Raw genomic sequence first — 26,318 nt, 5'->3', positions numbered from 1 at the left:
ACATGGCCCGGATCTCGTCATTGCCGGTGTCGATCTTGGCGGCGACGGCTGTCATCAACTCGAAGTCGGTGTTGAGCGAGCCGCCTGCGGGTGTCGTCATCAAAGTCCTTTCCGTGCTTTTCGATCGCGATGTGATTTCGACGGACCCAGAGCGCAGTTGGTTCCCCCGAATCAGATGAGTGCATGTGCCGACCGGATGGCTTCCTCGCAGGCGTAACGGACGGCGGGTTCGCCGCCCGGCGCGCTCTGGCAGCCGACGCCGATCCGCACGGTGTCGTCGACGAACACCGCCCAGTCGATCTGCCGTCCCTCACGGAGTTCCCGGTACGTGACAGCAGTTCGATCCGCGCGACGATCGTCGGGGTTGAACTGACTGAATACACCCGTCTGCTGGTCCTCGAGCGCCCTCCGCAACATCGCTGAGGTCGCAGACAGCGTCTCGCCTTCGGGCACCCGCGACTGGGTCACCAGTACGGCCGTCGCGTTGTCCGGCGCTCTCACTTCCACCCGCGCCGAGCCCGCTCCCGATGTGATGCGCTGCACCGCCCACAACGCCGGAACCTTCAGCGCGACTCGTCCTTCGACCAGAAGTGTCATCGGCGCGGCGCCCAGATCGTGTTCGTCCGCGCCTGGCGGGAGACTCAAGCCGGCGCAGAGCAGAACGACCGCTGCCGCGGAAGCGGCGGGCGCTGCGAACCTGTGTCTTCTCCGTCGAAGTGGCTTCGATTCGTTCGCTTCCCGCGGCCCTTCCCGCGTGGCAGCCAGTACCCGGTCGGGGTGCACCGTCGTCGCCGCGACGCCTGTAATCCGAAGGCGCTCGCAGATCGCACGGGCCAGTTCGACTGCTCCTGCGATACCGACCGGTGCGTCCACCAGCACCGAGGTCGCCGGGCCGACGCTGTTCGCCACTGAGTTGGCGACGTCCGCAGCCTCGCCGAGCCGCGGGTCGGCTGTGATCACCTCGCCTGCCCGGCATACAGCGACGAAGTCCGGTGCGATCTCGACGATCGTCGCTATGCCGGGCACGCCGCCGGCGAGGACGTCGGCACGATGTCGCACATCGGCTCTCGACGATCGAGTGGCCGCGGCCTCCGCCACGCGATCGAGCCACGGCGGCGGCCACCACGTCGGGCAGACCAGCACGGCGGTCTCGACGGGCTCAGGCAAAACAGTTCGGAAAACGTCACGCCATACGGCGGTGACGGCAACGGGCTGTTCATCGAGGATGGCGATGTCATCGTCGATGCAGTCGAGCGCTGTTGACACCAGAATCGGCGCCGCATGGCATGGTCCGCGGACCGTGCCCGGCCCCACCTCGACGACACACTCCGTCACGCCGGATCGCTCCACGCGATTTGGAGGAGCCGGTCGGGGTGCGCACGGGTGACGAGTGTTGCCCGACCTGGCGGCAGCTGCGACGGCCGGACGGAACCGATCAGCACGCCCTCGTCCGGGCTGGCACTCATCATCAGGCCCATGCATCCAAGGTCCCGCAGCCGAGCCAGAACTGGATCGAACATCGCCCGCGCCGCACCGCCGGAGCGCCTCGCCACCACGACATGCAAACCGAGATCCTTGGCGTGCGGCAGAAAGTCGACAAGCGGCGCCAGCGGGTTGACGCCGGCCGCAGGGGCGATCAGGTCGTAGTCGTCGATGACAACGTAGATTTCCGGACCCGACCACCAGGACCGCGCTCGCAACTGCTGCTGGCTGACGTCCGCACCGGGCATGCGCGCCTGTAGACGTTCCATCAGGCCGACCAACTGCGACGTCAGCGCCGACGCGGACGGTGTGTACCCCGCGAGATGGTCGGACTCGACAACACCGAGCAGTGTCCGACGAAAATCGACGATGAACAGTTGAGCGGCGTCTGACGCGTTCGTCCTGACGATCCCGCGGCAGACCGTCCGCAGGGTGGCCGTCTTGCCGCACTCCGCCTCGCCGAGGATGATCAGATGTGACTCAGCAGCGAAATCAAGTGCGACTGATTGCAATTCGGACTCACTGATACCCACCACGATCCGCATGGCGGAACACGGGTCTTGCGATCGTGCGACCACTGCCTCGTAGCCGACGCGTGCCGGCAGAACCTGGATGAGTGGTGCAGCGCGCCCTCCGTATCGCGTCCTCAACCTGTCAGCGATGGCAGCACCGAACCGAGGCAGCGCGATGACGAACTCGTGGCCGTCGCGGGTGATGCCGCGACCGGGCGGGCTCTTCATCAACTGCCGTGCGCGCTTCCGGTCCATCTCGGATTCCGCCGGGTCGCCCAGCCGCAGCTCGATGCGGGTACCGAGCTGATCCTTCAGCGCGGACCGGATCTCGGCCCATCGCGCCGCCGAGACGACCACATGGATGCCGTATGAAAGACCCTGCGCCGCAATCGAAGTGACCCGCGCCTCCAAAGCGTCGAACTCCTGCCGGATGGTGGCCCAGCCGTCGATGACGAGGAACACCTCGCCGTACGGGTCGCCCGGTGTGTCCGAATCGCCGGAATTGCGCTGCGCCTCTCTCGCTCGCAGCAGTGATTCGAGTTGGGCGACAGTTCGGCGAATCAGGTCGACGTCGCGCCTACTTGCCACCGAACCGACGTGCGGCAGTTGTCGTACCGAGGACAGCGCACCGCCGCCGAAGTCCAGACAGTAGATCTGCACATCGCGGGGGTCGTGAGTCTCGGCCAGCGCCAGCACCATCGTCCGCAGCGCCGTGGACTTGCCGGCCCGCGGCCCGCCCACGACGGCGACATTTCCGCCCCGGCCGTCGAGTTGCGCGACAAACAGATCCCGGCGCTGCTCGAAGGGGCGATCGACGAGGCCGATCGGCACAGTCAGTGCAACACGCGCCCCGGCCTGCTGCAGCAGGACATCGAGATCGGGCGATGTCGCCAGCGGCGGTAGCCATACTCGGTGCGCCGGCGATCCGCGGCCCTCGAGTCGATCGACGACCGTGTCGAGAACCGTGCGGGCGGAAGCGGGCGGACCTCCGGTGCGGTGATCGGTTCCGAACGCAATGCGGCCCATCGGTGCCGCGGTGAACACCCGTGGCACCGGCGTGGCTGTCGACTCGGCGGACTTCGATGGCCTGCTCTCGTAGGGTCCAGAGACGAACGCCGTCTGGAAGCGCACGGGCTCAGCCGCACCGGTCTTCAGGTACGCAGCACCCGGTGTTCTGGGCAAGTTGTAGGCGTCGGCGACCCCGAGAACCGAACGAGATTCACTCGCAGAGAATGTCTTCAGACATACCCGATAGGACAAGTGGGATTCCAACCCGCGCAGCCTGCCCTCGTCTATGCGCTGACTCGCGAGCAGGAGGTGCATGCCCAGCGAACGGCCGAGCCTGCCTATCGCGATGAACAAGTCGATGAAATCCGGCTGCTGGCTGAGTAGCTCCGAGAACTCGTCGACGACGATGAACAGCGCCGGTAATGGAGCCAGGCCAGCATTCCGCTTGCGCGCCCGGGCGTAGTCCGCCACATTCGCGAAGTTGCCCGCCGCCCTCAATAGCTCTTGGCGCCTGGTCATTTCACCGGCCAACGCGTCCCTCATGCGCGCGACGAGGTGCGCTTCGTCCGCCAGGTTGGTGATCACCGCGGAGGTATGGGGTGCGCGCTCCAACCCGAGAAAGGTGGCACCTCCCTTGAAGTCGACGAGGACCAGGTTCAGCGCGTCGGGCGGATGCGCGGTGATCATGCCCAGCGTCAGAGTGCGGAGAAACTCCGACTTGCCGGAGCCCGTCGCACCGATGCACAAGCCGTGCGGCCCCATGCCATTCGCCGCCGCCTCCTTGATGTCGAGCTCGACCGCCTCGCCGACCTCGGTTACGCCGATCGGGACACTCAGCATGTTTTCCGGCCGACGGGTGGCACGCCAGAGCGTTGTGGGATCGACTTCACCGACATCGGCGATGCCCATCAACTCCGACCATCCGAGCGATGGTGAAATGCACACCGGGCCGACGGTCGTCGTGGCCGCGGGCCGGAACCGAGACATTCGGCGGGCGCATGCCACCGCCTGTCCTGGCGTCATTCCGTCGGGGCGGGCAACGACGTCGTCACCGGTCTCACTGTGTGCGACCAGATCATCGCCGCTGAAGACGAGGTGCAGGCCGGCGACGTCGTCACACGCCGTGCCCAGTTCGAGAACCGTCATCCTGTCTGCACTCCGCCGGGTGAAGAGGCCCTCTGTACCGGTAATCAGGCCGCCGTCGACCAGCAGCACGCCATGAGCTCGGCGGCAGCCCGACAGTGCGGCCTCAGCAGACGAGAGACTGCCGTACGTCAACCGCGCCGACCCGCCGTCGTCGACGCCATAGGGATGCTGATGGTGCGGCAGCCATTTCAACCAATCCCAGTCCCTTGCGGTGATGGGATCGACGGCGACGGCAATGCGTAGATCCTGTGGGCTGTGCATCGCCGCCAACTGACATGCCACCGCACGAAGCAGACTCCGGGCTGCGGATGTGTCGCCGTTGACGGTGACGGCGGCGAAGTCCTTCAACGCGAACGCGACGGGTAAATCGGGCACCATCGAGCGGTCGCGCAGCAGCCGCCGCAACTCCATCGATGTGACGGGATCGAGATCGTCCGGCGGTCCGAGCTCTGGGGTGACCAAAGGCGTCGACAAGGGCCGAATGCCCAGCCCGAGGCGGACGTGCCCGAAATCGGTGTCGCCGGGCTTGCGCTCCCACATTCGCCTACCGCCGACCAATGCCCAGAGCGATCCCGGGTCGGGGTGCTTCCACCACGACGAACGACGTTGCTCCTCAACGGTCTTCGCGAGCTTCGCGTCAAGAAGCGAAAGGTAATGCAGATAGTCGCGACGGTCTCTGTTGATCTCGTGGATTCGACTGCCTCCGCGCGACCCAGATGCCACCGTGCCGACGAGGGAGATGAGCATCATCACCGGAAAGAACATGAACATCGGGCTGCGCATCGCCGAAGCGCCCGAGGTGAAGTAGAAGGCCATCATCCCTACCGTGGCGACCACCATCGCCACGGGGAGCAACCTGGACAGGGGATTACCCGGCATATCGCGCGGAATGTCCGGCGGGGCCTGCACGGCGACTTCTTCGGTCGCCATGGGTGGCGTCGCGACGCGCGGCGTGATCAAGAACTCCACCGAGCAATAGACGAGGCGGCACCCTGTCTCGTTCCCCTTCCACAGCAGAGAAATTGCCGCCACATGTCGCCTGCGGACGCGGTTACCGTGATCGGCGGGGGGTCACATGACGGTTGTTGATCTGTGTCGAGTAACGGTGCGAACGCTTCGACCGGAGACTGTAGTGGCGGTGGATCTCACTCTGCCCACTCGGCTCGAACTCGGCCAATTGCTACCGGACATCGTCGACCTCGTCGTCAATCCGCCTCATGCCGGTGAGCGATGGAGCCTGTCACGGATCGACGGAACGCTGCTCGATGAGTCGATGACGTTACAGGAGAGCGGTGTTGACGATGGTGACGTGCTGCTGCTCTCCGCTGAGACGTCGGTGCTCGCTGCCCGTTACAGCGATATGAGCCACTACGTCGTCGATGCTTCGGCTTCGGCCGATCGCGATACCGGCTGGACCCGACGGATGGGTGCAGTTGCGTTCTTGTGGTCGGCGAGTTTCAGTGCGACGACACTTGCCTTTCCCGGTCCTGGGGCACCAGACATCCGAGGCGTCGTCGCGGCGATCGTGGCCGTCGCGACGACCGTTGCAGCCGTCATCTCGAGCCGAGTCGATGCTGAACAGTCGCCGACATTGAGCCTGGGCGCGACGGCTGTCGTGTTCGGCGCGGTATCCGGATTTCTGTTGGTGCCCGGCGGTCCCACACCACCGAAGTTCTTTCTGGCGGCTGCGGTCTGCGCAACGGTATCGACGCTGTTGCTTCGTCTTACGTCAAGCGGAACGACGTTCTTCGTCCCCATCACGGTGATCTCAGCCTTGACGGCGGTTGCCGCAGCGGTGGTGGCGATTTGGCCGGCCCCGACTGCGACCGTGGGCGCCGTGCTGACCGCCGCATCTCTGGCGATGATGGGTGTCGCGGCGAAGCTGTCGATTTTCCTGGTCGGTCTGGCGCCGCGGATGCCGGGTACAAACCATGCACACGATGAAGTGGCCATTCCGGTCGACGTCGGTGCGTGTTGCGCGGACCGCGGCCACAACGCGTTGACGGGACTTCTCGCCGGCTTCTCGTTGTCGGCGGCACTGGGCACTGTGTTGGTCGCCATGGACCATCACCGTCCGAACACGTGGAGTGGTGTTGCGCTTACGGCCGCCGCCTCCGTGGTGCTGATGTTTCGGGCAGCTCAACAGCGGGGAGCAGTCCGGTCCGCGGCCGTGCTTGCGGCTGGACTGGCCAGCACCACCGCGGCTTTGGTATTGACCGCGCTGGCGGCGCCGCAGCATCGCATCTTGGTGTCTCTCATCGCAGTCGCCTTCGGTTTCGTCGGCCTGTGGTCTGTGCGTGCAGACCTCGGATCATCGTTGAGCCCGCCGGCGCGTCGCAGCCTCGAGGTGGTGGATTACCTCGCGATCGCGGCGGCCGTACCGTTGGCTTGTTGGGTCGCTGGTGTCTTCGGCTTCATCCGCGGCTTGAGCCTGACATGACCTCTCGGCTGGCGCGACTCACCACAGCCATCATGCTGGTGTCCATCCCGGTGTGGTCTTCACCCGTTGCTGCAGCGGTGATGCCGCCCGCGGTTGATAACTCGCTACTGCCCGAACCGCGACCACCCGCACCGCCGGAGGCCACCGAGCAGCGCCAACAGTGCGTCGTTTCGGCTGCCGTTACGGTGGGCGATCCAAGGGCAGCCAGAGGCCAGCTCAAAGGTCTGAATCTCCCGGCGGTCCGGCAGCTCAGTCGCGGCGCCGGTCAGACCGTCGCCGTCGTCGACACAGGGGTTGCGCGGCATCGCCTGCTCCCTCATCTTGTTCCCGGAGGCGACTACGTGTTCACCGGCGACGGCACCGATGACTGCGACGGGCACGGAACGATTGTCGCCGGAATCGTCGGTGCAACCGAACAAGCAACGGAGCACGGTGGATTCAGCGGTGTCGCACCCGACGCGACGATCATCGGCATTCGGCAGTCCAGCGTCAAGTTCGCGCCGGCCGGCCAATCGGCTCCGGGATTCGGTGATGTGGACACGTTGGCGATGGCGGTACGGACCGCGGCTGACATGGGCGCCACGGTGATCAATGTGTCATCCATTGCCTGCGTTGCAGCCGCCGCGGCGCTTGACGACCGGTCGCTGGGTGCAGCGTTGGCATATGCCGTGGATGTCAAGAACGTCGTTGTCGTCGCGGCAGCGGGAAATGTCGGCGGACTCGGGCAGTGCCCCGATCAGAACCCACCGGCGGATCCCGCTCGGCCCGGCAAGCCAGACTGGGAGTCGGTGAAAGTTGTTGTGAGCCCGGCCTGGTACGACGACTACGTGCTGACGGTGGGCTCCGTCGATCTCGAGGGTGCGCCATCGCGGTTCACTCTCGCAGGGCCATGGGTGGACGTCGCGGCGCCGGGCGAGTCCGTCGTTTCGCTGGACGCGGACGGAGAGGGTCTCGTCAATTCGCTGCCCGTGCTCGGCGATGCGATGCCGATCATGGGGACGAGTTATGCGGCGCCGGTAGTGAGCGGAATCGCCGCGCTCGTTCGCGCACGATCGCCTCAGCTGACCGCCCGACAGGTGATGCAGCGGATCAAGGACACTGCGCATCGGCCGCCCGCGGGCTGGGATCCCTTCGTCGGTCATGGCGTCGTCGATGCGCTTGCCGCGGTCAGCGGCGGCAGCGCCACCACGGACATGACTATTCGTGGGAGTGAGTCGAGCGCTGACGGTGTTCGTTCGGTGTCGCTGCCGGAAAGCGAAATCACACCGGATCAAAGTGGCCGGAAGATCGCTTTCGGCGGTGCCGGGATTTGCGTCGCGGTGATATCTGGAGCGGTGGCGATGACGGCATCGCTCAGCCGGTTACGGCGGCAAGGCAAGACTGTCGCGCGCGACTAGTGCACCGTCTCTGCTCAGTTCGGGCCCGCGCGGTAGCCGGGACAGCACCGGCCACGGAGCCGCGACGGGATTGCCCCTGACGCCGAGGAGCTTGGCCGTGTTCTCGTCACGAAGGCCGAAGAGCACGCCGGTGTCCGTCACCAAGTACAGCGGTCCGGCAGCGCCGCCTTCGCCGGTGAGGGCAGCCGATCGCACGTAAGCGCTTCGCCCCGAGGGCAGCACGACGGTGTCGATGTTCGGTCCCTCGCCATCGCGCTGCGCCAGGTCAACCGGGCTCGGTTCGACGGGCAGCGAGTCACCCTGCCACAGAACGGTTTCCGGCCTGTACGGCACCGTCTGGGCACATATCACACCGCTGTCGCCGGCACCTATGGTCACGCCCGCTCGGGTGGGAAAACTGGACACTGGCAGCGAGTCGACGACCGGTACATCGCCGATGGCGTCGGGTGAGACGGTGGCCATCTCACGGCTTCCCCGCGCGTCGATGGTGCGAATCAAGTTCGCCGCGACTTCGCCGATGCGCTGGACGCCGTCGGCCAGCACGACGAAGTAGTCGACGCCGTCGACTCGTGTCACCCGAACAACTGTCCCGACCGGCAGGCCGGGGATGGCGCCAGGAGAATCGGCGCCGGGGATATGTGGCGGAGTGATCGGCGGCGCTTCGGGAACAGCGTCGAGGAGCGCCCGCGACACAGGTCGCGGCTCAACACCGTCGAGCCGTAAGGCCCATAGAACACTGGGGTTACGGAGATCGACTTCCGCACGCCGGCCGTCGTACAGCAGGTACGTTACGGCCGCGCTCTCCGTTCGCGGACTGACCAGGACATTCGGTTGGTGGTCGTGTGGATTCAGATCTGTGGGGCCGGCGATCACCGTCGTCGTCCTTTCGTCGCAGACCGTCCAGGCGGATTCTCGGGTGGACAATGGCCGGCCGATGGCGAAGGGCGCACCGGGGATGCCAAGTAGCGGACCGCGCTTCGAGTTGTCGATGTCGGCCGCTTTGACGCTTCGCGGACTATCACCGTTGCCGGTGGCCAAGCGCGCGGAAGCCAGATTCAAGACGGGGTGCAGCGTGTCGCCGATGCGGACATACAGCGCTCCCGAGTCGCGGGACATGACGATCGCGGCATCGCCCAGGCCTGCGTTGGGCCGAAGAAACGCCAGGACCGCGCACACGGCGACAACGACAACGGCAAGCACGCAGCCTGCGATCAACGAAAGCGACTGTGTCCGCATCGGGTCGTCAAGCATGCGGATGTCACCACGCAGCAGTGCGTGTTCCATCCGCCGCAGCAGAAATCGGTACCCGCTGACTTGCAGCCGGGTCGTCGGTTGACGAGCCATATTCCCCCGGCGCCCAGCCTAATGGCGCTCGGGGGTATGACCTTTCACCAATCTGACCCCGGCCGCGCGACTAATTGGCCTCGGCGTTATCGCCGGCGGCAGAGCTGTCGTCCTTGCCGAGCGCCTTCTTCACCTCGCTCGAAACCGCCTTAACGACGTCGCGCACCGGATGGAAATCTTTCAGCGCGTTGCTCAGCGGGCGATTGGCGTTCGGTCCGTTCGCACCGGCGGCCGTGACGCCCCCACCGGGTTTGGCGAACAGCCCCGACCGAACCAGCGGCGTGCCATCGACGGGCCTCGGCGTCGTCGTGTTGGCGACGAGCTCATTGCCGCCCGTGTCCGACAGAGTGCTCGCACTTGTCACCGGGGGCGATCCCGGCAGCGGTGTGCGGCCGGGCGTCAACGCCATGTTGATGCCCTCCGGGACGTCATGGACGAGGTCGACTGCTGTCTGGACCGGGTTGAAATTGGCAGGCGGGAGCAGTGTGCCCGGTGTCGGTTTGCTGTAATCCGTTCGGTCATAACCCGTTTCGATAATCGTCCGGGTAAAGGGTGAAAGAAAATCGGTGACGGGAACCACCAGCGCTGAGGTGCCAGTCGCGTCTCCCAAGTCAATGAAAGGCTGATAGATCGGCAGATATCTGGCCGGCAACACCACGTAGATGGTGTCGCTACCGTCAACGTGCTGGCAGTACGTCTCTACGCTGCAGTTGGCCTGCGCAGCCGTGACCGCGTCCTGCACCTCCTTGACGCTGTAGCCATACGGCGTCTCGGTAACCGGATCGTCGCCGTTGGGCGCAAGATACGTGCCATGTACGTAAGCGAAGCCGGCGACCGCATTGAGATCGGCCACGGGATTGGCCAGCCACTGTGGGAAGTCGACGACACCGTCGTATTGCAGCGCGAAGTCCGTCGTGCAGACCCGATCGCCGCCGTTGCAGGTGTCCGTCGGCGATGGGTCGCCGAATTGCGCATCCAATATGGGAACGTTGCCTAAGAAGGCGAACCGTTCGAAGAATCCGCCGTTAGGTTTTTGCGGGTTGCCGATGAAGAAGTAGTCGGTTGTGGGGTCGCCCGGTTCCACGCCGTCCTGCGGGTGCGCCTTTTTGAAATTGCTGGCGACGGTGGCACCCTGCGAGTACCCGAAGATCAGTACGTCGCTATCACTCGGGAGCGCTTCATATGCCGTGGTGAGGCCAGTCACCCCGCTTGCGACCGACACGTTCCACTTCTGACCTGATAGGCCGCCCCATCCCGGCAGCGGTATTGGCCAAAAGGTCGCGAAGTAGTCGATGCTGCGTGGTCGGACACGGGCCAGCCGGAGCCGTCACGCTACAAGCGGGGTCAGCGCCGGGGACGACGTAGTAGTTGAGCACGTTGTTGACGTAGTCGTCAGCTGCATGCGGCGTGCCGGTACCGGGCACGATCAAAGCTTGGAATGCCGTCAATCCGAGGGATGCCGTGGCTGCCGTCGTCAGCGACTGCATCACGCCGATGATCAAGGCGGCCAGTGCGGTCAAGATCGCGACGACCGCCGTCTTCACCACTGATTGAGCCGACATGCCCATGTACACCTCTCCTCGCTGTTCTGTTCCCGAGGGATCCTCGCACCGGAGCGCGGTTTGCGCGACGATATCGAGCAAACTGGCATAACTCCGCTTATTGCACGGTCGGTTCGCGTCGAGTCCGACGACCGCGTAGGTAGTAGGTGTCTGATGGGCTGGATATCAAGGCCTTAAGGCGGCGCGCCTTCGAAACCGCCCTGCGCTGTACCGGGACGTCGCCTTCGAAGCACAGGCGAGGCGGAGATACTCGGCGCACTGGAGCAATCAATGCACCCTTCGCGCAGCGAATCCACTGTCTCGGCGCGATCGACGGCGCCGCGCACAGCGCAGTAGTCGAACGTCGAAGGTCCCAACGAGCAAATTATTGCGTGCGAAAATTATCAGCACTCGATACCGTCTCGAGTGGTGGGGGGCTGTTGATGATGGAAGCCGCTACGGGCGCTGACGACAGCGCGAGTCGCGCGAGGGCCATCAGCGAATTTCGTCAGAGTTTTTTCCCGTGCTTACATGGCGTCGGGCGCCACAAGCCTTCGCGTGCTACAGAGAATGAAGGAACAACGGAGGTCTTGCCCTCAACGAAGACGCGAGGTATTGCAGTTTCAGCAACCCGAGTACGCACTCGGCGCATAGTGAGGACGACGTCGTAGACGAGATGTTGCAGTTGAACGAGCAGATCCGGTTCGATAGCGGCGCCGCAGGACAAACGGCGCGAGTCGAAGTGCGTCCCGAACGATGACGGCCGCGTTACTCGATCTCGACGGCCACATGGTCGACCGCGACGATGAGCGGACCGACCTCCGAGATGCCGTTGATGCGGCCGGACGCACCGGCGGAGGATGTGTCCTGCTGAGCGGTGCTCCTGGCGTCGGCAAGTCGGCGCTGATGCAAGCCTTCGGCTTCGAAATCACAGGACGCAACTGCGTCTTCGCCTACGGCAGGTGCAGGGAGGGCGCGCCTGCTCCGTATACGGCTTTGGGAGAAGCGCTCAGGGCGATCGTTCGCGGGATGGAGTCGACGGGTCCGGCCGAGCGCGACCGTTGGCGCTCAGATCTTCTGAGTGCAACGTCGGCATTGACAGGCATCCTCGGGGATCTCGTTCCCGAATTGGTCGAAGTATTCGGCGAAACACCGCAGCCGGCAGACCTCGGCGCGGCCGACGCCCGCCGCCGACTTCACCGCGCGGTCATTCGCCTGATCTCCGATACTGCGGCCTACCGGCCGGTGGTCTTGGCGGTCGACGACCTGCAATGGGCCGATCGAGACACACTGCTGCTGTTGTCCGAACTTTTGACGGTGTCGCCTCGCAATGTGCTGGTTCTCGGTGCGCATCGTGCAGGCGAATTCGACGCGGCTGCAGCGGGTCTCACGTCGTCGAGCGTGCACAGTATCGAACTCAGCCCTCTGGCGGACAAGGATGTGGAGGAACTGCTTGCTTCGGTCTGCGGCCGAAGCGTCGAACTGAGCCACGTGACCACGGAGTTCCAGCATCGGACCGGGGGCAATCCCCTGCAGATCCGTCAGCTGCTGTACCGCGCGCAACGCGAAGGCGCACTCACACCTGCAGAGTCGGGCGGGCAGTCGAATTGGGACCTGCGCGTTCTTTCTTCTATCGAGGTCACCGCCACCTCCGCCGAGTTCCTCGGCCGTTACCTCGAGCAACTGCGGCCCATCGACCGTGAGGTATTGAGCTCGTTAGCGTGCATCGGTGGAGAATTCGACCTCCACGACGCGACGTCAGCGGCCGGGAAACTGGCGGACGTGGTCGCCATGGCACTCTGGGCGGGTCTTGAGTTTCGGCTGATCGAAGCCGTTGACAGCGGTGGTCGGCGCATCGCCAACGCCATCAGCCACGACGCGCACTACCGGTTCACTCACGACCGAGTGGCCGAGGCCGCGCGGGCCGACCTGCCCGACGACGCCCAGCGCGAAATACACCTGCGAATCGCCCGCCGGCTCGTCAAGCTGGGTGACGGCCGACTGTTCGAGGCCGCCCGCCACATCAGCGCCGGCGGTAAGGGCTTGACCGAAGACGAACGCGTTGACTTTGTTCAGGTGCTCCATAAGGCGGCGCGCAAGGCGCGAGCGCAGGCATCGTTCCCCCTGGCTCTTGAGTATTCCAGCACCGGCCTGCGACTTCTAGGCGGAAGGCGTTGGGACACAGCCTTTTCGCTGTCGCGCGAATTGCAGCTCAGTGCAGCCGAGGCCGCCGTACTGGTCGGCGATGTGGCAGCCCTGCATGAATTGCTGGACGAGGCCGACCAATTCCTCCCCGAACCGGCCGACCGCGCCCGCCTTGCTTACCTCAGGGTCAAAGAGCGGGTATCACAAAACCGGATTCAGGATGCGATCGAAACCGGGCTGAACGCACTCGACGAACTCGGCGAGCCGCTGCCCCACAATCCGGGCAAACCGCGGTTGGGCGTCGCGCTGGTCCAGATGAAGCTGAAGATGAGCGGCTGGAGCAACGAGCGGCTGCTCGCCCTCCCCGACTGCGACGATCCCCGGGTCATCGAGCTCCAGCGGATCCTCGCCGAAATGCACAGCCTCTCCTACATCGGCCGGACGAATCTCTTCCCACTGATCGTGCGCAAGCAGCTCGACCTTGCGCTGGCACACGGCCACACTCCGAGTTTTCCCTTGGTGCTCGCTAGCTACGGGGCAGTGCTGGTCATCGCCGGTGACCGCAACGGCGCGCAGCGCTTCGGCGAGGTCGCCAGGCAGCTCGCCGAACGCCCAGAATTCAAGGAAGCCCGACCCCAAGTACTGTTCTTGCACTTCGACTTCATCGACCACTGGCGCCACCCCATCCGAGAAAGCCTGGGTCCGCTTCGGCAAGCCATCAACGAGGCGCTCGACCAAGGCGACCAGGAATACGCCGGGTGGCTCACCGCCACGCTGCTCGGGCAGTCTTTTTGGGTTGGCCGCCCGATGGGTGAACTCGACACCCTCGCCAGATCGCTTGTCCCAGAGATCCAGTCACAACCCGGACCCACGACGATCTGCCAGGCCCTTCAGCAATTCAGCCTTAACATGCAGGCCCGGAGCAAGAACCCCTACCTGGTCGCGGGTGAAAGCGGCTACGACGAGCGGGAAACGCTGCCCGCGGCGCGCGCCGAGGGCGACCTGGTCACTATCAGCTCGATCGCCACGCAGAAACTCGGCCTGCATTACTGGTCGGGTGACTACGCAGGCGCTGTCGGCGGTGTGGCAGATGACGCCATGGAGCACATCGACGGCATGGCCGGGACTGCGTTCATGCAAATCATCTACTTGACCAACGCCCTCAGCAGGATTCACGGCGCGCCGACAGAACGGTCGACGAAGCAGGCGGTGAAACGAGCGCTGGCTCTGCACCGGAGGTGGGCAGCGGAGGCCCCGGCCAATTACGCGGCACCCTATGCGTTGATACAGGGAGTGTGGGCAAGCGCGCGCGGTCACCACGGCAAGGCGGAGCGTCACCTTCACCGCGCAATCGATTTAGCCGAGGAACACCAATTGCCGTTGATAGCCGCGGTCGCCCACGAGGAAGCCGCGGAGTTGTACGCGAAGACGGGGCGGCCGGGACTTCACCAGCACATGCTCCGTTCGGCATATAGCCGCTTCCAACGGCAGGGAATGACACTGCGCACAGACCGGCTTGCACGGGAGCATCCGTGGCTGATCAGCCGCGACCTCGCACCGGCGGGCTCAGGACTCGACCCCGCCGAGGCACATCAGCTGTTCCGCGCACTGTCAGCAGCGCGGACGCCGGAAAGCCTGGCCAATATCGCGCTCGGCTCCGTCGCGGACACGACCGGCGCGAGCCGTGTCGTCGGACTCACCGGCGAAGATGAGCAGCTCAGCGTTCGAGCCGTCTACGAGAACGGCAAGACCACAACTGTCGACGGGCCGTGGACCGACGTACCGTATGACCGTCAGATCGTTCGTCGCGTGGTCGACAGTGGCTCGCCACTGATCGTCGCGGCAAATCCCGCGGGTGTCGGTGGGGCTTTGAGTAGGCAGGCCTTGCACGACCCGTCTCTCCAATCCACCCTTGCGGTTCCGGTTCGCGTGCAGGACAAGACAATCGGCGTCATCTATGCCGAACATCACGAGCCGGGAAAGCGCTTCACCGCCGCCCATCAGGAGGCCGTAGCGTTCCTCTGCGCTCAGGCGGCCGCTCCGTTGTGGAACCTTCAACTCGAAGCACGGCTGCGGGATGCCGACGAGTATCGCCGATCCCTGATCGACGTCCAATCGAAATTTGTGCCCACCGAACTTCTCCGCATCCTTGAGTTCGATGACATTCGCCGTGTTCGCAGTGGATACCGCGTAGAGCGTCAAATGACCGTGCTTATCAGCGACATTCGCGGTTACACCACGATGCTCGAGGATATGAACGTGTCCGAGGCGAGCGATTTGGCGATGGGATTTCTGCGGGCTGTCGAAGTCCCAATCGTGAGCTCGAACGGCATGATTCAGGACGTTCGGGGGGACGAGATCGTCGCCGTCTTCGAAAAGGAAGCGGATGCCGTCCGAGCGGGACTCGGCATGCTGCGGTCGCTGCGAGAGCACAACAGCGAAAGGGTGGCGCACGGCTCCGAAGAGCTTCAGGCGGGAATCGGCCTGAACAGCGGGGCCTTGGGGATTGGCCTCGTCGGTGGAGTTAACCGCATGGTGCTGACCATCATCGGCGATGCGGTGAACCTGGCCGCTCGCGTCGAAAGCACCAACAAGCGCTACGGCTCCGGCTTGCTGATCTCCGACAAGACCTACCGGGGCCTTGAGACCCCGGACGAGTTCGACATTCGTCGCATGGAGCGTGTGATGGTGGTCAACCGACGCAAGCCGGTGACAATCTACGAGGTCTACGACGACGACCCCGAAGAACTGCGTGCCGCCAAGCGGTCCGCTCAGCCCGCCTTCGACGAGGCTTTCAAGCTGTTCGACGCCGGTGACGTCGACGGCGCGCGCGCCGCTTTCGAACAATGCGAGCATCTACTGCCCGACGACCCCGTCGCCCCGCTGCACCTCGCGCACTGCGACGCGATGGAGCGTGGCGAGATGACTCCTGGCCAGGATGTCGCGCTTTCGCAGAAGTAGTGCTGAGTACTCCACTACTCCAGTTGAATGAACTGTTGCTAACTACCGACACAGGCTGACCTTGTCTGCGATGATTCGAGACACATTCCACCAGGGGGGTCTCAGCATGTACCTGAGCGCCGAGCTCATCGCCCTTGCCAACCAGCAAGTTCAAGAGACGTTCGCGCAGGCAAGCGTGGCCTGGCAGGCAATCCCGCACTGGGACACCGGCGACCCCGGTCAGACCAAGATCCGTCAGGATCTCATGTGGGCGACTACTGCCCCTCCATGGGTAGGCGCCTCACTGACGGTCAAAGAAGAGAGCAAGTCATTCAACGTGTCGCTGGCGCAGGCAACTGTAGCTGCGCCCGACGCGCTTCTCGCAGTCGTGATCTCAAAGACGGTGGAACTTGCTACGGCGGTCGACGCATTTGTCATTCCTAAGCTCTACACCGCCGGGAAGATACAGAACATCGGCCCAAAGACCGAGGACATCCTGGCGCAACTCATCATCGCCCGTGTGTCGCTTGAGAACATCGGCTACCGGGCACCAGGCTGTCTGTTGGTCAGCACCGCTGCCCTAACAGCGCTCAACACACTGGACGGCGGATATTCCGTCCTCGAACCGCTGCTCACCGCGGCGAATGTCAATTCACTGTTCCGAGTGGACGCGCTGGACCCAGCGATTCCTCCGACAAAGTTGTACGCGCTCATGCTGGGTCGGCGCCAACTGATCCCACACGGGGGGGCCGCGTCGGCGTCGGCCGGGGAGGAGCCAGTAGACATTGCCTTCAGCGTCTTGCCAAGCGTCGAGGTCGTTGGCGAGGCCGCGAGTGGCAACATCGAACTCGCCGTCCGCACCCGCTACGCTGTAAGGGTAAAAGATGCACGCGGCGTCGCCATCGTCCATACGAAGTGAACTGCGTTTGCCCCCAAAGGTATCGGACGTGCTCGAGGACTACCTCGCCACGTGCAAGGAAGCCTGCGACAGCGAGATCAGTCGGCTCTACGGTCCCGGAGAGGGCAGACAGAACAGCCTCTACGACCTGATCCTCGACTACCCCCTCCGCGGCGGGAAGGCGCTACGACCGGCCCTGAGCATCGCGACCTGCCTCGGACTCGGCGGTCATCTCGAGGCCGTCCTACCGACCGCGGCAACCCTCGAGCTCTACCACAACGCATTTCTCATCCACGACGACATCGAAGACGAATCCTGGACGCGCCGCGGCAAACCCACACTGCACATCGATCACGGCATCCCGATCGCCGTCAATGTCGGCGATGCCATGCTCTCGCTCTCACTACGACCCCTACTCGACAACGTCGAGCGCGTCGGACTCGGCCCGGCACTGCGCATCCTGCGCGCCGTCGCGCATATGACGCAGCGAACCGTAGAGGGCCAGGCGCTCGAACTCGACTGGGTCCGCAACAACACGTGGAAACTCGACGACGCCGACTACCTGAAAATGGTCGAGCTGAAGACGAGTTGGTACTCGTTCATCACGCCGCTGCAAGTCGGCGCGGTTGCCGCAGGCGCCAAACCTGATCAGCTCGAACCGCTCGAGGCACTCGGCAGGCACCTCGGCGCCGCCTTCCAGATCACCGACGACCTTCTGAACCTGCGTGCGGACCCAGAGGATTACGGCAAGGAGATCGGCGGTGACCTCTGGGAGGGCAAGCGCACCCTGATGTTGTTGCACGCCATGAGAAATGCCACCCCCGATGACCAAGAACGTGCCGTGCAGATCTTGGCCAAGCGCCGACCGAGCGCCGACGACGAACTCAAATTGGACGACCTTCTCGATCGGCTCTTCGACCGCGGAGATCTGTCCCAGGCGGGACGGAACGAGATCGCCGCTCAGGTCAAGGGACAACGCAACTTGGACTCGAAGAGCCTCGACGACATCCGGTGGCTATATGGGCTGATGCAACGGGTCGGCTCGTTCAAGCACGCAAAGCAGGTGGCTGCCGGACACACTCGGGATGCAGCCGCCATACTGGCCGGCCTCGACTGGTTGCCGGCGAGCAAGCATCGCGACGCGCTGGCCTCTCTCGTCGAATACGTACATGGGCGCACACGATGAGCCCTGAACAGTTGATGGGCATGCTCGCGGAGCTGGAACGGATCCGCGAGCTCACGCTCGATCTCGTCGAGCGCAACGCCCCGCGGCTGCTTCCACCACCGCCTGATGACTGCGCGGGACCGGAGCGATCGATGTTCGACCTACTCATCGGTGCTCGGCGCGCGGTGCTCGGAAATCCTGCCGGGGCACGGCACCTGCACGACATGCTCGTCGCCGAGGGTCGCCGCTACGCGGACACACCCGAAGGCGCGGAGCTACGCGATGCGCTGATCAATTCGGAGGCCGTCGAGAATCTTCGTCGCGTCTGGGAAACAATCAGCCTCAACGTCCTTGACGGCCCTGCCGCGCCCAACACGGCACCGACCGCATGGGCCGATCTGGTCGCCGACGCAGTCATCGGGCACGGGCTTGACGATTCCATCCTGGGCCGCCTCCGTCCGGAGGGCTTCGCATGACGCTCATGGATCCGCGCGAGGCACTCGCCGAGCAGAGCACCTTCATCGGCTATCTGATGGGGCTGGCCAGTCTCGGTCAGGTCGTACGGGCGCTTGTCGCCGACGATGACCAAGCCACTAGGCCCTGCGACGCCGACGACTTCGTCCACCTGCTCCTCGGCATCGTAGGCCTCGGTGCCTCTATCGAGCGACTGGCCCAGACCAGCCGAAGTGAAAGCCCTTGTGAAGCAGATGATTCGGCCATTGACTCAGCGTACACGCGGTGGTTGCGATGACCGCCGTGCTCGCAGGCAGCGACTTCGTCCGCACCCCCCTCCTTGCCGCCGCCCAGCCGGAGGGATTCAAAGAGTGGCACCACTTCGTGATCCACGGCGCGGGTCGACGGCTATTGATCAACTTCAACCTGACGAGTGAACCGTCACGCACCGGCCACCTGCTCGCACCACGTGTCATCGTCATCGACCACGACAAGCAGTGGACGGGAGCGATCGAGCGGTTCGACGAGTCCGAGCTGGACATTTCAGCAGATCTCGGCACAATCACCATCGGGGGAAACCGAGTGGTCGTCCAGCCCGATGGATACCAGGTGGTCATCGATCTTCCGAAGCAAAGCATTCACGGCGAGCTTCAATTCACCTCCGTCAGTCGACCTTTCGTCGTCAACAATCAGCCGCTCGGTGAAGGCCGCATGTGTTGGCTGTTCGTGCCTAAGCTGCGCGCCGACGGGTGGCTTCGCATCGGTGGCCAAGAGCATCGCATTGACAGCGAGTTGGCCTATCACGATCACAACTGGGGTCGCTTCTGGTGGGGCGACGACTTCGGGTGGACCTGGGGCACAATGCTTTCGCAAACACCGGGAAACCCTTGGTCGCTCGTCTTCTTGCAGATGACCGACAGACGCAGGTTGCGCTGCCTGTCGCAGGCGCTCTACGTGTGGCATCACGATGAGCCCGCCGCGATCTTCCGGCACGCCGCGCTGCGAACGCGCCATCACGGTCTACTCGGTCGCGTCGCGGATTGCACGCTGCCCGCCCCTATGCGACTCCTGCTCGACGGCGAGGTCTCGGATGTCCCTCAACGAGTCGAGATCGACGCGACGCGTGCAGGCGACTCGGTGTACGCCGAGTTCCGCCCGCACTCCTACGCGCGACTGGCTCAACCGAGCGAGCTCAGCTTGGATCGGTCGACCGTGCTCTGCGAGACCAGCGGTACGGCCAAGGTGAGTGGTTCGATCAATGGCGAGGATTTCGGCTTCGCCGGCACGGGTGTATTCGAGTTTCTCTATGGCTGAACGAGTTTCGTCATTGCTTCGGCAGTCGGTTGAGCACCTCGCCGATGAGGTGCCCGACAGCTACCGCCTGGTGCTCGATCGACTCGGGCCGATGGTGGTCGAGCTGGAAATAGACGGTGAGCTCTTCTCGTTGCGCGGCGGCCAGCGACTGCACGTGTCCGACGGCGCGGCGGAAACTGCAGGTACTCGGATAGCCACCTCGCGGGCGGCGATCCTCGACGTGCTCGACGCCAGAATGGGGCTCGCCGAAGCCGTGGAAGCCGGCGCCGTCGCCGTGCTCGGTTCACTCGACGACGTTCAGCGCGCACACGACACCATGCTCGCCTACGTGCACGCTGCGATCCGGGCACCGTCGCAGCCCGGCCTACTGGTGGCACTACGGGCGGAACAGTGATGACCGAAGCGATCGCCACCCCCGGCTCGTGCAATCGGCGCCGCACGGTCGCAGTCCTCGGCGGCGGCATCGCCGGGCTCACCGCTGCTCAGGAACTGGCCGAGCGCGGCTTCGACGTCACCGTGTATGAATTCCGATCAGACGAACGCCACGGCTTGGGCAACACGCCGGCGGGCACCTACCCGCCGGTGAAGCTTGGTGGTCTCGCCGCTTCGCAGTATTCAACGGTCGGCCCTTACGGCGGAAGCCTGGCCCAGTTGCGCCCCTTCCCGGGTCGACGCGGCCATCCGCGCAATCCTGCGACCGCGGTCGCAGGCGAGCACGGCTTCCGCTTCTTTCCCGCCTACTACATCCACATTTGGGACCTGTTTCAACGGATTCCGGTCTATCAGCGCACAGAAACTGGTTACGGCCAGGTCCAATGGCAGGCGACCTCGCGAACGATCATGGACAACCTCAGGCGGGTGGTCACCCAGGGCACCACGTTGGAAGGCAAGCCGTCGCTGGTTTTTCCCCGCGAGGCGCCACGCAGCCCGGCCGAATTTCTCACCACCGCAAGCCAGCTCACCCAGCTGGGCTTCACCCCACTGGATGTGCATACCTTCGTGAGCCGGCTGATCGACTTCCTCGTCACCAGCCCCAAGCGCCGCGCATCAGAACTGCAGAACCTGTCGGCTTATGACTATTTCATCGGCCGCACGGCCCCCGGGGATCCTCCGCGGTACTCGTACTCGCAACAGTTCAACGCGGTTCTGCTGGAGATGCCTAGAGTGCTGGCTGCGTTCGATACCCGCTGGGGTGACGCCCGCACCAATGTGTCCACCTATCTTCAGCTTCAGCTGCAGATGGACCGGCGCGACAACAAGGCCGACGGGGTGCTCAACGGCCCCACCACCGAGGCGTGGTTCGACCACTGGTACCGCCACCTCGTCGAACTGGGAGTCAGCTTCGTCCACGGTGAAGCCGCCAATATCGAGGCATCGGCGTTCGACCCACTGCAACCGGCGCACCTCAGACCACGCGCGCAGGTCACGTTCGCCGACGGGACGCGAGTGGCCCCCGATTACACGGTGGTCGCTGTCGACGCGCCGGTGGCCGAACGCATCACCGCGTCGCTGCGCGCGGCAGGCATCGGCGGGACCGTAGCCGGGTTGGACGGATTCACCACCCTCGTGCCCCCTCCCGACGGCCCGCTGCAGCCCGATTCGACCCGGCCGGTCGATCGGCGTGATCCCTATGCGATGGACTCCATGGGGCTCAAGGCCTGGGACCGGTTCCAAACGCTCGGTGGCATTCAGTACTACTTCGACACGGAGTTCCAACTCCTTCGAGGACACATGTACTACTCGGGTACTGCGTGGGCGCTGTCGTCGATCAACCAGCACGGCCTATGGGAGAAGAAACCGATCCTGAATCGCGACGGCCACGTCTCGGTGCTCTCGGTCGACATCGGCGATTTCAACACGCCCTCGTCCGGAAACGGCAAGGCCGCCCGCCATTGCACGGCCGACGAAATCGCCACGGAAGTGTGGCACCAGATCGTCAAAGCCCTCACCAGCACCTCACCCAACGTCGCCGAGTCGCTGCTTCCTTGGCCCGCGTGGTACGCCATCGACCGCGGCATCATGATGGAAGGTGGTCCCGGTCAGGGGTCGGGCGTTCCGATCAGGAACGAGACGCCGTACCTCGTGCCCATCGTCGGGGACTGGCCCAATCGGCCTTGCGCCGAACCCTGGAACCCGACGGGCAACTCCTGGTCCACTGTGCCAGGCGAGGACGACTGGCTCGAAGATCTACAGCAGCGCGATGTCTGGCAGGCCCGTCACGGCGGCTATCAAGTTCACAACAACTCGGTCGTGTTTGCAGGCACGTGGACCAAGACGTTCACTCGCATGACTTCTATGGAGGCGGCATGTGAGTCGGGACGTCACGCGGTGAACGCCATCCTCGATCACTACATCTGGGTCGAGTCCGGTGGCACGGACCGGCGCGGCGAGACAGCGCTTGACTGGCGAACTCCGTACGGCTTCATCGACCAAGGCCTGACGACTCCGGTTCGGATGCCTTCGCCGGCAGGCGATTACTGCTATGTCATGGATCTCGAGAACCGCGAGCCACTCGACACCCGAACACTTCGCAACCTCGACGCGAAGTATCACGACGGCGGCACCCCTGTACCCCTGCAACCCGAATGGCCGGAGGATCACTGATGACGAACCCGATGAACTACAACCAGCAACTGCTGAACTATCTCCAAGCGTGGCGACAACTCTTGGAGGCCTCCGCGGCGCTGACGTCCGGGATGCCGATGGGCCCAAGTCCGATGGGCATGCCACCGATGCCATCGATGCCGCCGATGCCGTTCATGCCGCCGATGACCGCCCCCGGCACAGCTCCCCCCGGCGCGAGCCCGCCGGCCGACTACTCGCAGCAACTGTTCGGCTACCTGCAGACGTGGCGGCAGTACCTCGAGCACGCGACGAGCAACGCGTCGGGCTCCATCCAACCCCTGCAGCCGATGGGCTCATACCCCGGCTCCTACCCGAACGGACAGCCAACGGGCTCGCAATCGGCTGGATCGCAGTCGTCGGCCTCCGAGCCGACGGATTCGTCGTCGACCGGCTCACAGGCCACCGGCGACACGGGCTCGGGGGCGTCGGGCACGCAATCTTCGGGTTCGCAGACGTCGTTTGCGCCGAAGAACGAGAACAGAGTTGTCCTACGCCCCAAAGATCCGTACGGGACGATCTCCGGCTTCAACCTCAGCGGATGGGGGGAACAACCCAACCGGGCTGAATTCACACGGGGCAGTTCAGATCCCGGTGTTCGCTCGGCGTTCGCCAAGAAGTTGGCTCCAGAGGCAACGACCTCGCCCGTACAGGGCGCGTCGCTCTACGGTCGCGCCGCAACCACGCCGTCGCCAACGGTGTCGACGACCGTTACGGGGGCCGGCATGGATCCCCGTCACGCCGCCCCGCCTGCCACGTCCCGGTGGTGGCTCGCCGGCCAGGGACAGCGCCCCGGCATCAAGGAGCAGCGCGACCCGACGAGACTCGTGAATATCCGACCGACAGATTTGGGCGGCAGGCAGTAGCCGTCAGCTCTCCTGCGCACGCCGTTCGCGATAAGCCGCGACGTGTTGGCGGTTGCCGCAATTGCCGGTGTCGCAGAACTTGCCGGATCGGTTGCGCGACATGTCAACCAGTACTGCTTCGCAGTCGGACGCCGCGCAGATCTTCAGCCGGCGCAATTCGCCTCCGCGGATCAGGTCGGCCAGCGCCATCGCCATCTCCGCACCCATGCGTTGCCACAACGGATCGTGCACCGACGCCAGATGTAGGTGCCACTCCGGCATCTCCGGGTGCCGCGTCAGCCAGGGCTGTGCCTTGGTGTCGCTCAAGAGCGCGTTGACATGGGCGACGGCGGTGTCCTCGTCATCGGCAGCCCCCCAGATAGTGCCCAGTCGCTCGCGCAACCGGTGCACCGATTCCAGCTCGGCGCTGTCATGATCGCGTCTGCCGGTCCAGCCGAAGCTGTCCAAGTAGGCATCGAGCGCCTCGAGGTCGCCGAGCTGCTCACCGTTGACGCGCTCGGAGTTGATCAGCACACGCGCAGCCTTCAGTGTGAGCTCAGTGTCATAAGTGAAATTCATTTGACTCATGACCTCCACCCCGGCTAACGTCATTACCAAATCTCACTTTACTCATGACATGCCGGAGGTGCCACATGACAGCGACCCAGCTGACCAAGGGCGCTGACCACTTCCGGCTCGGCCTGCTGTTCGCCATCGGCTCTGCCCTGAGCTTCGGCATGTCCGGGCCGCTGGCGAAGGCACTGATGGACGCCGGATGGAGCCCGACCTGTGCAGTAACCGCACGCATGGCCGTCGGCGCGTTCGCGATGGCCGGCTTTGCCACGATCGTGAAGCGCGACTGGGTTCGCGAGGCCATCGCACACCGCAAGATCGTGATCGCCTACGGCATCTTCCCGATCGCCGGCGCCCAGCTGTGCTACTACAACGCCGTCGCGCACCTGTCCGTCGGTGTCGCGCTGCTCTTGGAGTACACAGCGCCCGTCCTCGTCGTGGGTTGGCTGTGGGTCACCACGCGACGTAGGCCCACCAACCTCACGCTGGCAGGCGTCGCACTGGCGGTGGCCGGAATCATGTTGGTGCTCAACGTTTTCGCCGGTGCGCATATCAACGCGGCCGGGGTGGCTTGGGGTCTTGCCGCGGCCGTGTGCGCGGCGAGTTATTTCATGATGTCTGACGAAGTCGCCGCCGACGGCAGCGGGCTGAACTCCATCACGCTCGCCGCAGGTGGCCTGGTCGTCGGCGCCGCCACGACCACCGCGCTCGGCGTGCTGGGCGTGATGCCGATGACTTTCGCAACCAATGACACCGTCGTTGCGGGGTTGACGATGTCATGGTTGGTGCCCGTCATCGCGCTCGGCGTGATCACCACCGCAATCGCCTACACGCTCGGCATCATGGGCATCGCCCGGCTGCGGCCCCGGTTCGCGTCCCTGCTCGGGCTGTCCGAGGTGATGTTCGCCGTGCTGGCCGCGTGGCTGCTTGTCGGCGAGGCGATGACATTGACGCAGGCCGTCGGCGGCGCGGTCGTACTGGTCGGGTTGGCGCTGGCGCGCCAGGGCGACCGTGGCGAGGTGGCGGCCGCCACCTGGCCAGACGCCGGTGCCGTCGGGGACCTGACCCCGTGCAACAGGGCAAACAGTTAGGTTCCCGTTACCCGGGTGTGGAAATATGGCCGGGTGACTTTGCCACGTAGCTTGGCCCGGGGGGCCGCCGTCCTTTCCGCCGTCGGCGCCGCCGCCACCGCCGTGATCGTCGCCCCGACTGCGACGGCCGCGCCGTGCCCGGACATCGAGGTTGTGTTCGCGCGCGGCACCGCCGAACCCGCAGGCATCGGAAGGGTCGGTCAGTCCTTCACCGACGCGTTGAGCACCCAGGTCGGCGGTCGTACCGTCGGTTCCTACGCGGTGAACTATCCGGCGGGCTATGACTTCCTCACCACCGCAGACGGAGCGGCGGACGCGACGAACCACATCTCGTCCATGGCCCTGTCGTGCCCGTCGACGAAGATTGTCCTGGGTGGCTACTCGCAGGGCGCGGCGGTGATGGACATGCTGGCCGGAGTTCCGCCACTGGGCAACAAGATCGGCGAGGTCGGCTCGGCGCCACCACTGTCGCCCACCGCCGCGGTGACCGTGGCAGCCGTCGCGGCATTCGGAAACCCCGCAACGAAGTTCGGTAACCCGCTATCGTCGGTAGGCATGTTCGCCGATCGCGCCATCGATCTCTGCAAGGACGGCGATCCGATTTGTTCTGATGGCCGAAATCCCCTCGCCCACAGAGGTTATGAGGACGCAATGGCCCAACAAGGGGCCAGCTTTGCAGCCGGAAGGGTATAGAGAAATGCGCGTAGTTGAGACAACAGCTGCCCTACTCGTCGGAGCCGCCGCGGCCATCACGCCGTCGATCGCGTTCGCTCCGGTGGCTTCTGCCGACTGTCCCGACATCGAAGTGGTCTTCGCCCGCGGCACTGACGAAGGCGCCGGTCTCGGGCGCATCGGTGGTGGGTTCGTTGATTCGTTGCGCGGCAAGGTCGGCGGCCGATCGGTCGGCGCCTACGCCGTGAACTATCCGGCAAGCTACGACTTCCTCGCCGCCGCCAGCGGCGCCAATGACGCCAGCGCGCACATCCAGTACATGATGGGCGCCTGCCCGAACACCAAGTTGGTGCTCGGCGGCTACTCGCAAGGCGCCGCGGTGATGGACGTCATCGCCGCAGTGCCCATTCCCGCGATCGGTTTCGATAACCCTCTGCCGCCCAACGCCCCCGACTTCGTACCGGCGATCGCCGTTTTCGGTAATCCATCGGCCAAGCTCGGCCTCCCGTTGACGATGAGCCCGGTGTGGGGTGGACGGGCCATCGACCTGTGCAACCCAGACGATCCGATCTGCCAGACCAATGGCGAAAGCGTTCCCGCCCACCGCGCCTACACCGGCGGACCGGTCGACACCGCCGCCGACTTCGTCGCGGGCCGCGTGTAGCTCACACCGTGCGTCAGAACGGGCGCGTCAACTCGTCGGCTAACATCGGCGTGGTGGTCATTCATG

General features: G+C 64.7%; 18 protein-coding genes and 1 pseudogene. 13 read left to right on the top strand and 6 right to left on the bottom strand.

Translation table 11 applies throughout. The features are described 5' to 3' along the window. Positions 1–171 precede the first annotated feature (171 nt). Together QOC76_RS05310 and eccCa are read right to left on the bottom strand one after the other, a co-directional pair. Entirely contained in the window at positions 172–1,335 is a 1,164-nt protein-coding gene (locus QOC76_RS05310) for a type VII secretion-associated protein (protein ID WP_526354915.1), read from the bottom strand. Next, entirely contained in the window at positions 1,332–5,078 is a 3,747-nt protein-coding gene (gene eccCa / locus QOC76_RS05305) for a type VII secretion protein EccCa (protein WP_526354913.1), read from the bottom strand. The genes QOC76_RS05310 and eccCa overlap by 4 nt, the downstream gene beginning before the upstream one ends. A gap of 145 nt (positions 5,079–5,223) precedes the next feature. Between eccCa and eccD the strand changes: the two genes are divergently transcribed. Together eccD and mycP are read left to right on the top strand one after the other, a co-directional pair. Then, the gene (gene eccD / locus QOC76_RS05300; RefSeq protein WP_526354911.1) at positions 5,224–6,588 is read left to right on the top strand and encodes a type VII secretion integral membrane protein EccD; all 1,365 of its coding nucleotides are present in this window, start codon (positions 5,224–5,226) and stop codon (positions 6,586–6,588) included. Next, a complete protein-coding gene (mycP, locus tag QOC76_RS05295; protein ID WP_526354909.1) occupies positions 6,585–7,985 on the top strand; it encodes a type VII secretion-associated serine protease mycosin in 1,401 nt (466 codons plus the stop codon). The genes eccD and mycP overlap by 4 nt, the downstream gene beginning before the upstream one ends. Here mycP and eccB read toward each other — a convergent pair. The 3 genes from eccB to QOC76_RS05280 form a co-directional block, all read right to left on the bottom strand. Next, the gene (eccB, locus tag QOC76_RS05290) at positions 7,950–9,329 is read right to left on the bottom strand and encodes a type VII secretion protein EccB (protein ID WP_526354907.1); all 1,380 of its coding nucleotides are present in this window, start codon (positions 9,327–9,329) and stop codon (positions 7,950–7,952) included. The genes mycP and eccB overlap by 36 nt on opposite strands. Before the next feature lie 70 nt (positions 9,330–9,399). Beyond that, positions 9,400–10,590, bottom strand: a complete 1,191-nt coding sequence (locus QOC76_RS05285; RefSeq protein ID WP_526354927.1) for a PE-PPE domain-containing protein — start codon at positions 10,588–10,590, stop codon at positions 9,400–9,402. Further along, on the bottom strand, positions 10,508–10,891 hold the full coding sequence (locus QOC76_RS05280; RefSeq protein ID WP_526354905.1) for a hypothetical protein: 384 nt from the start codon (positions 10,889–10,891) through the stop codon (positions 10,508–10,510). Before QOC76_RS05280 ends, QOC76_RS05285 begins: the two co-directional genes overlap by 83 nt. A 735-nt stretch (positions 10,892–11,626) precedes the next feature. Between QOC76_RS05280 and QOC76_RS05275 the strand changes: the two genes are divergently transcribed. From QOC76_RS05275 to QOC76_RS05240, 8 genes and pseudogenes are all read left to right on the top strand, one after another. After that, positions 11,627–15,976 carry an AAA family ATPase gene (locus tag QOC76_RS05275; protein ID WP_526354903.1) on the top strand — a complete coding sequence of 1,450 codons (4,350 nt, stop codon included), beginning with the start codon at positions 11,627–11,629 and terminating at the stop codon, positions 15,974–15,976. Between the two features lie 106 nt (positions 15,977–16,082). After that, complete coding sequence (locus QOC76_RS05270) at positions 16,083–16,874, top strand: hypothetical protein (RefSeq protein WP_526354901.1); 792 nt, start codon at positions 16,083–16,085, stop codon at positions 16,872–16,874. Further along, positions 16,840–18,039: a polyprenyl synthetase family protein gene (locus QOC76_RS05265; RefSeq protein WP_526354899.1), complete on the top strand. Its 1,200-nt coding sequence runs from the start codon at positions 16,840–16,842 to the stop codon at positions 18,037–18,039. Before QOC76_RS05270 ends, QOC76_RS05265 begins: the two co-directional genes overlap by 35 nt. Then, on the top strand, positions 18,036–18,494 hold the full coding sequence (locus QOC76_RS05260; RefSeq protein WP_526354897.1) for a hypothetical protein: 459 nt from the start codon (positions 18,036–18,038) through the stop codon (positions 18,492–18,494). The genes QOC76_RS05265 and QOC76_RS05260 overlap by 4 nt, the downstream gene beginning before the upstream one ends. Next, a complete protein-coding gene (locus QOC76_RS05255; RefSeq protein WP_526354895.1) occupies positions 18,491–18,769 on the top strand; it encodes a hypothetical protein in 279 nt (92 codons plus the stop codon). Before QOC76_RS05260 ends, QOC76_RS05255 begins: the two co-directional genes overlap by 4 nt. Next, positions 18,766–19,785: a hypothetical protein gene (locus QOC76_RS05250; RefSeq protein WP_526354893.1), complete on the top strand. Its 1,020-nt coding sequence runs from the start codon at positions 18,766–18,768 to the stop codon at positions 19,783–19,785. Before QOC76_RS05255 ends, QOC76_RS05250 begins: the two co-directional genes overlap by 4 nt. Continuing rightward, a complete protein-coding gene (locus QOC76_RS05245; protein ID WP_526354891.1) occupies positions 19,778–20,179 on the top strand; it encodes an SCP-2 sterol transfer family protein in 402 nt (133 codons plus the stop codon). Before QOC76_RS05250 ends, QOC76_RS05245 begins: the two co-directional genes overlap by 8 nt. Continuing rightward, positions 20,179–23,273, top strand: a pseudogene (locus tag QOC76_RS05240) (FAD-dependent oxidoreductase). Before QOC76_RS05245 ends, QOC76_RS05240 begins: the two are co-directional and overlap by 1 nt. 3 nt (positions 23,274–23,276) lie before the next feature. Here the strand turns inward: QOC76_RS05240 and QOC76_RS05235 are convergent. Continuing rightward, positions 23,277–23,831, bottom strand: coding sequence for a CGNR zinc finger domain-containing protein (locus QOC76_RS05235; protein WP_526354925.1), 555 nt, complete (start codon positions 23,829–23,831; stop codon positions 23,277–23,279). Positions 23,832–23,905: 74 nt separating this feature from the next. Here QOC76_RS05235 and QOC76_RS05230 point away from each other — a divergent pair, with 74 nt between their 5' ends. From QOC76_RS05230 to QOC76_RS05220, 3 genes are read left to right on the top strand one after another with little or no spacing between them, the layout of a single operon-like run. Next, on the top strand, positions 23,906–24,916 hold the full coding sequence (locus QOC76_RS05230; RefSeq protein WP_526354889.1) for an EamA family transporter: 1,011 nt from the start codon (positions 23,906–23,908) through the stop codon (positions 24,914–24,916). A gap of 33 nt (positions 24,917–24,949) precedes the next feature. Then, positions 24,950–25,609 (top strand): cutinase family protein, encoded by a 660-nt coding sequence (locus QOC76_RS05225; protein WP_526354887.1) that lies wholly within the window; start codon positions 24,950–24,952, stop codon positions 25,607–25,609. A gap of 4 nt (positions 25,610–25,613) precedes the next feature. After that, complete coding sequence (locus QOC76_RS05220) at positions 25,614–26,252, top strand: cutinase family protein (protein ID WP_526354885.1); 639 nt, start codon at positions 25,614–25,616, stop codon at positions 26,250–26,252. Positions 26,253–26,318: the final 66 nt, after the last annotated feature.

The organism is Mycobacterium sp. (assembly GCF_032159565.1).
Classification (GTDB): Bacteria; Actinomycetota; Actinomycetes; order Mycobacteriales; family Mycobacteriaceae; genus Mycobacterium.
This window is presented reverse-complemented; position numbering and strand designations above follow the sequence as displayed.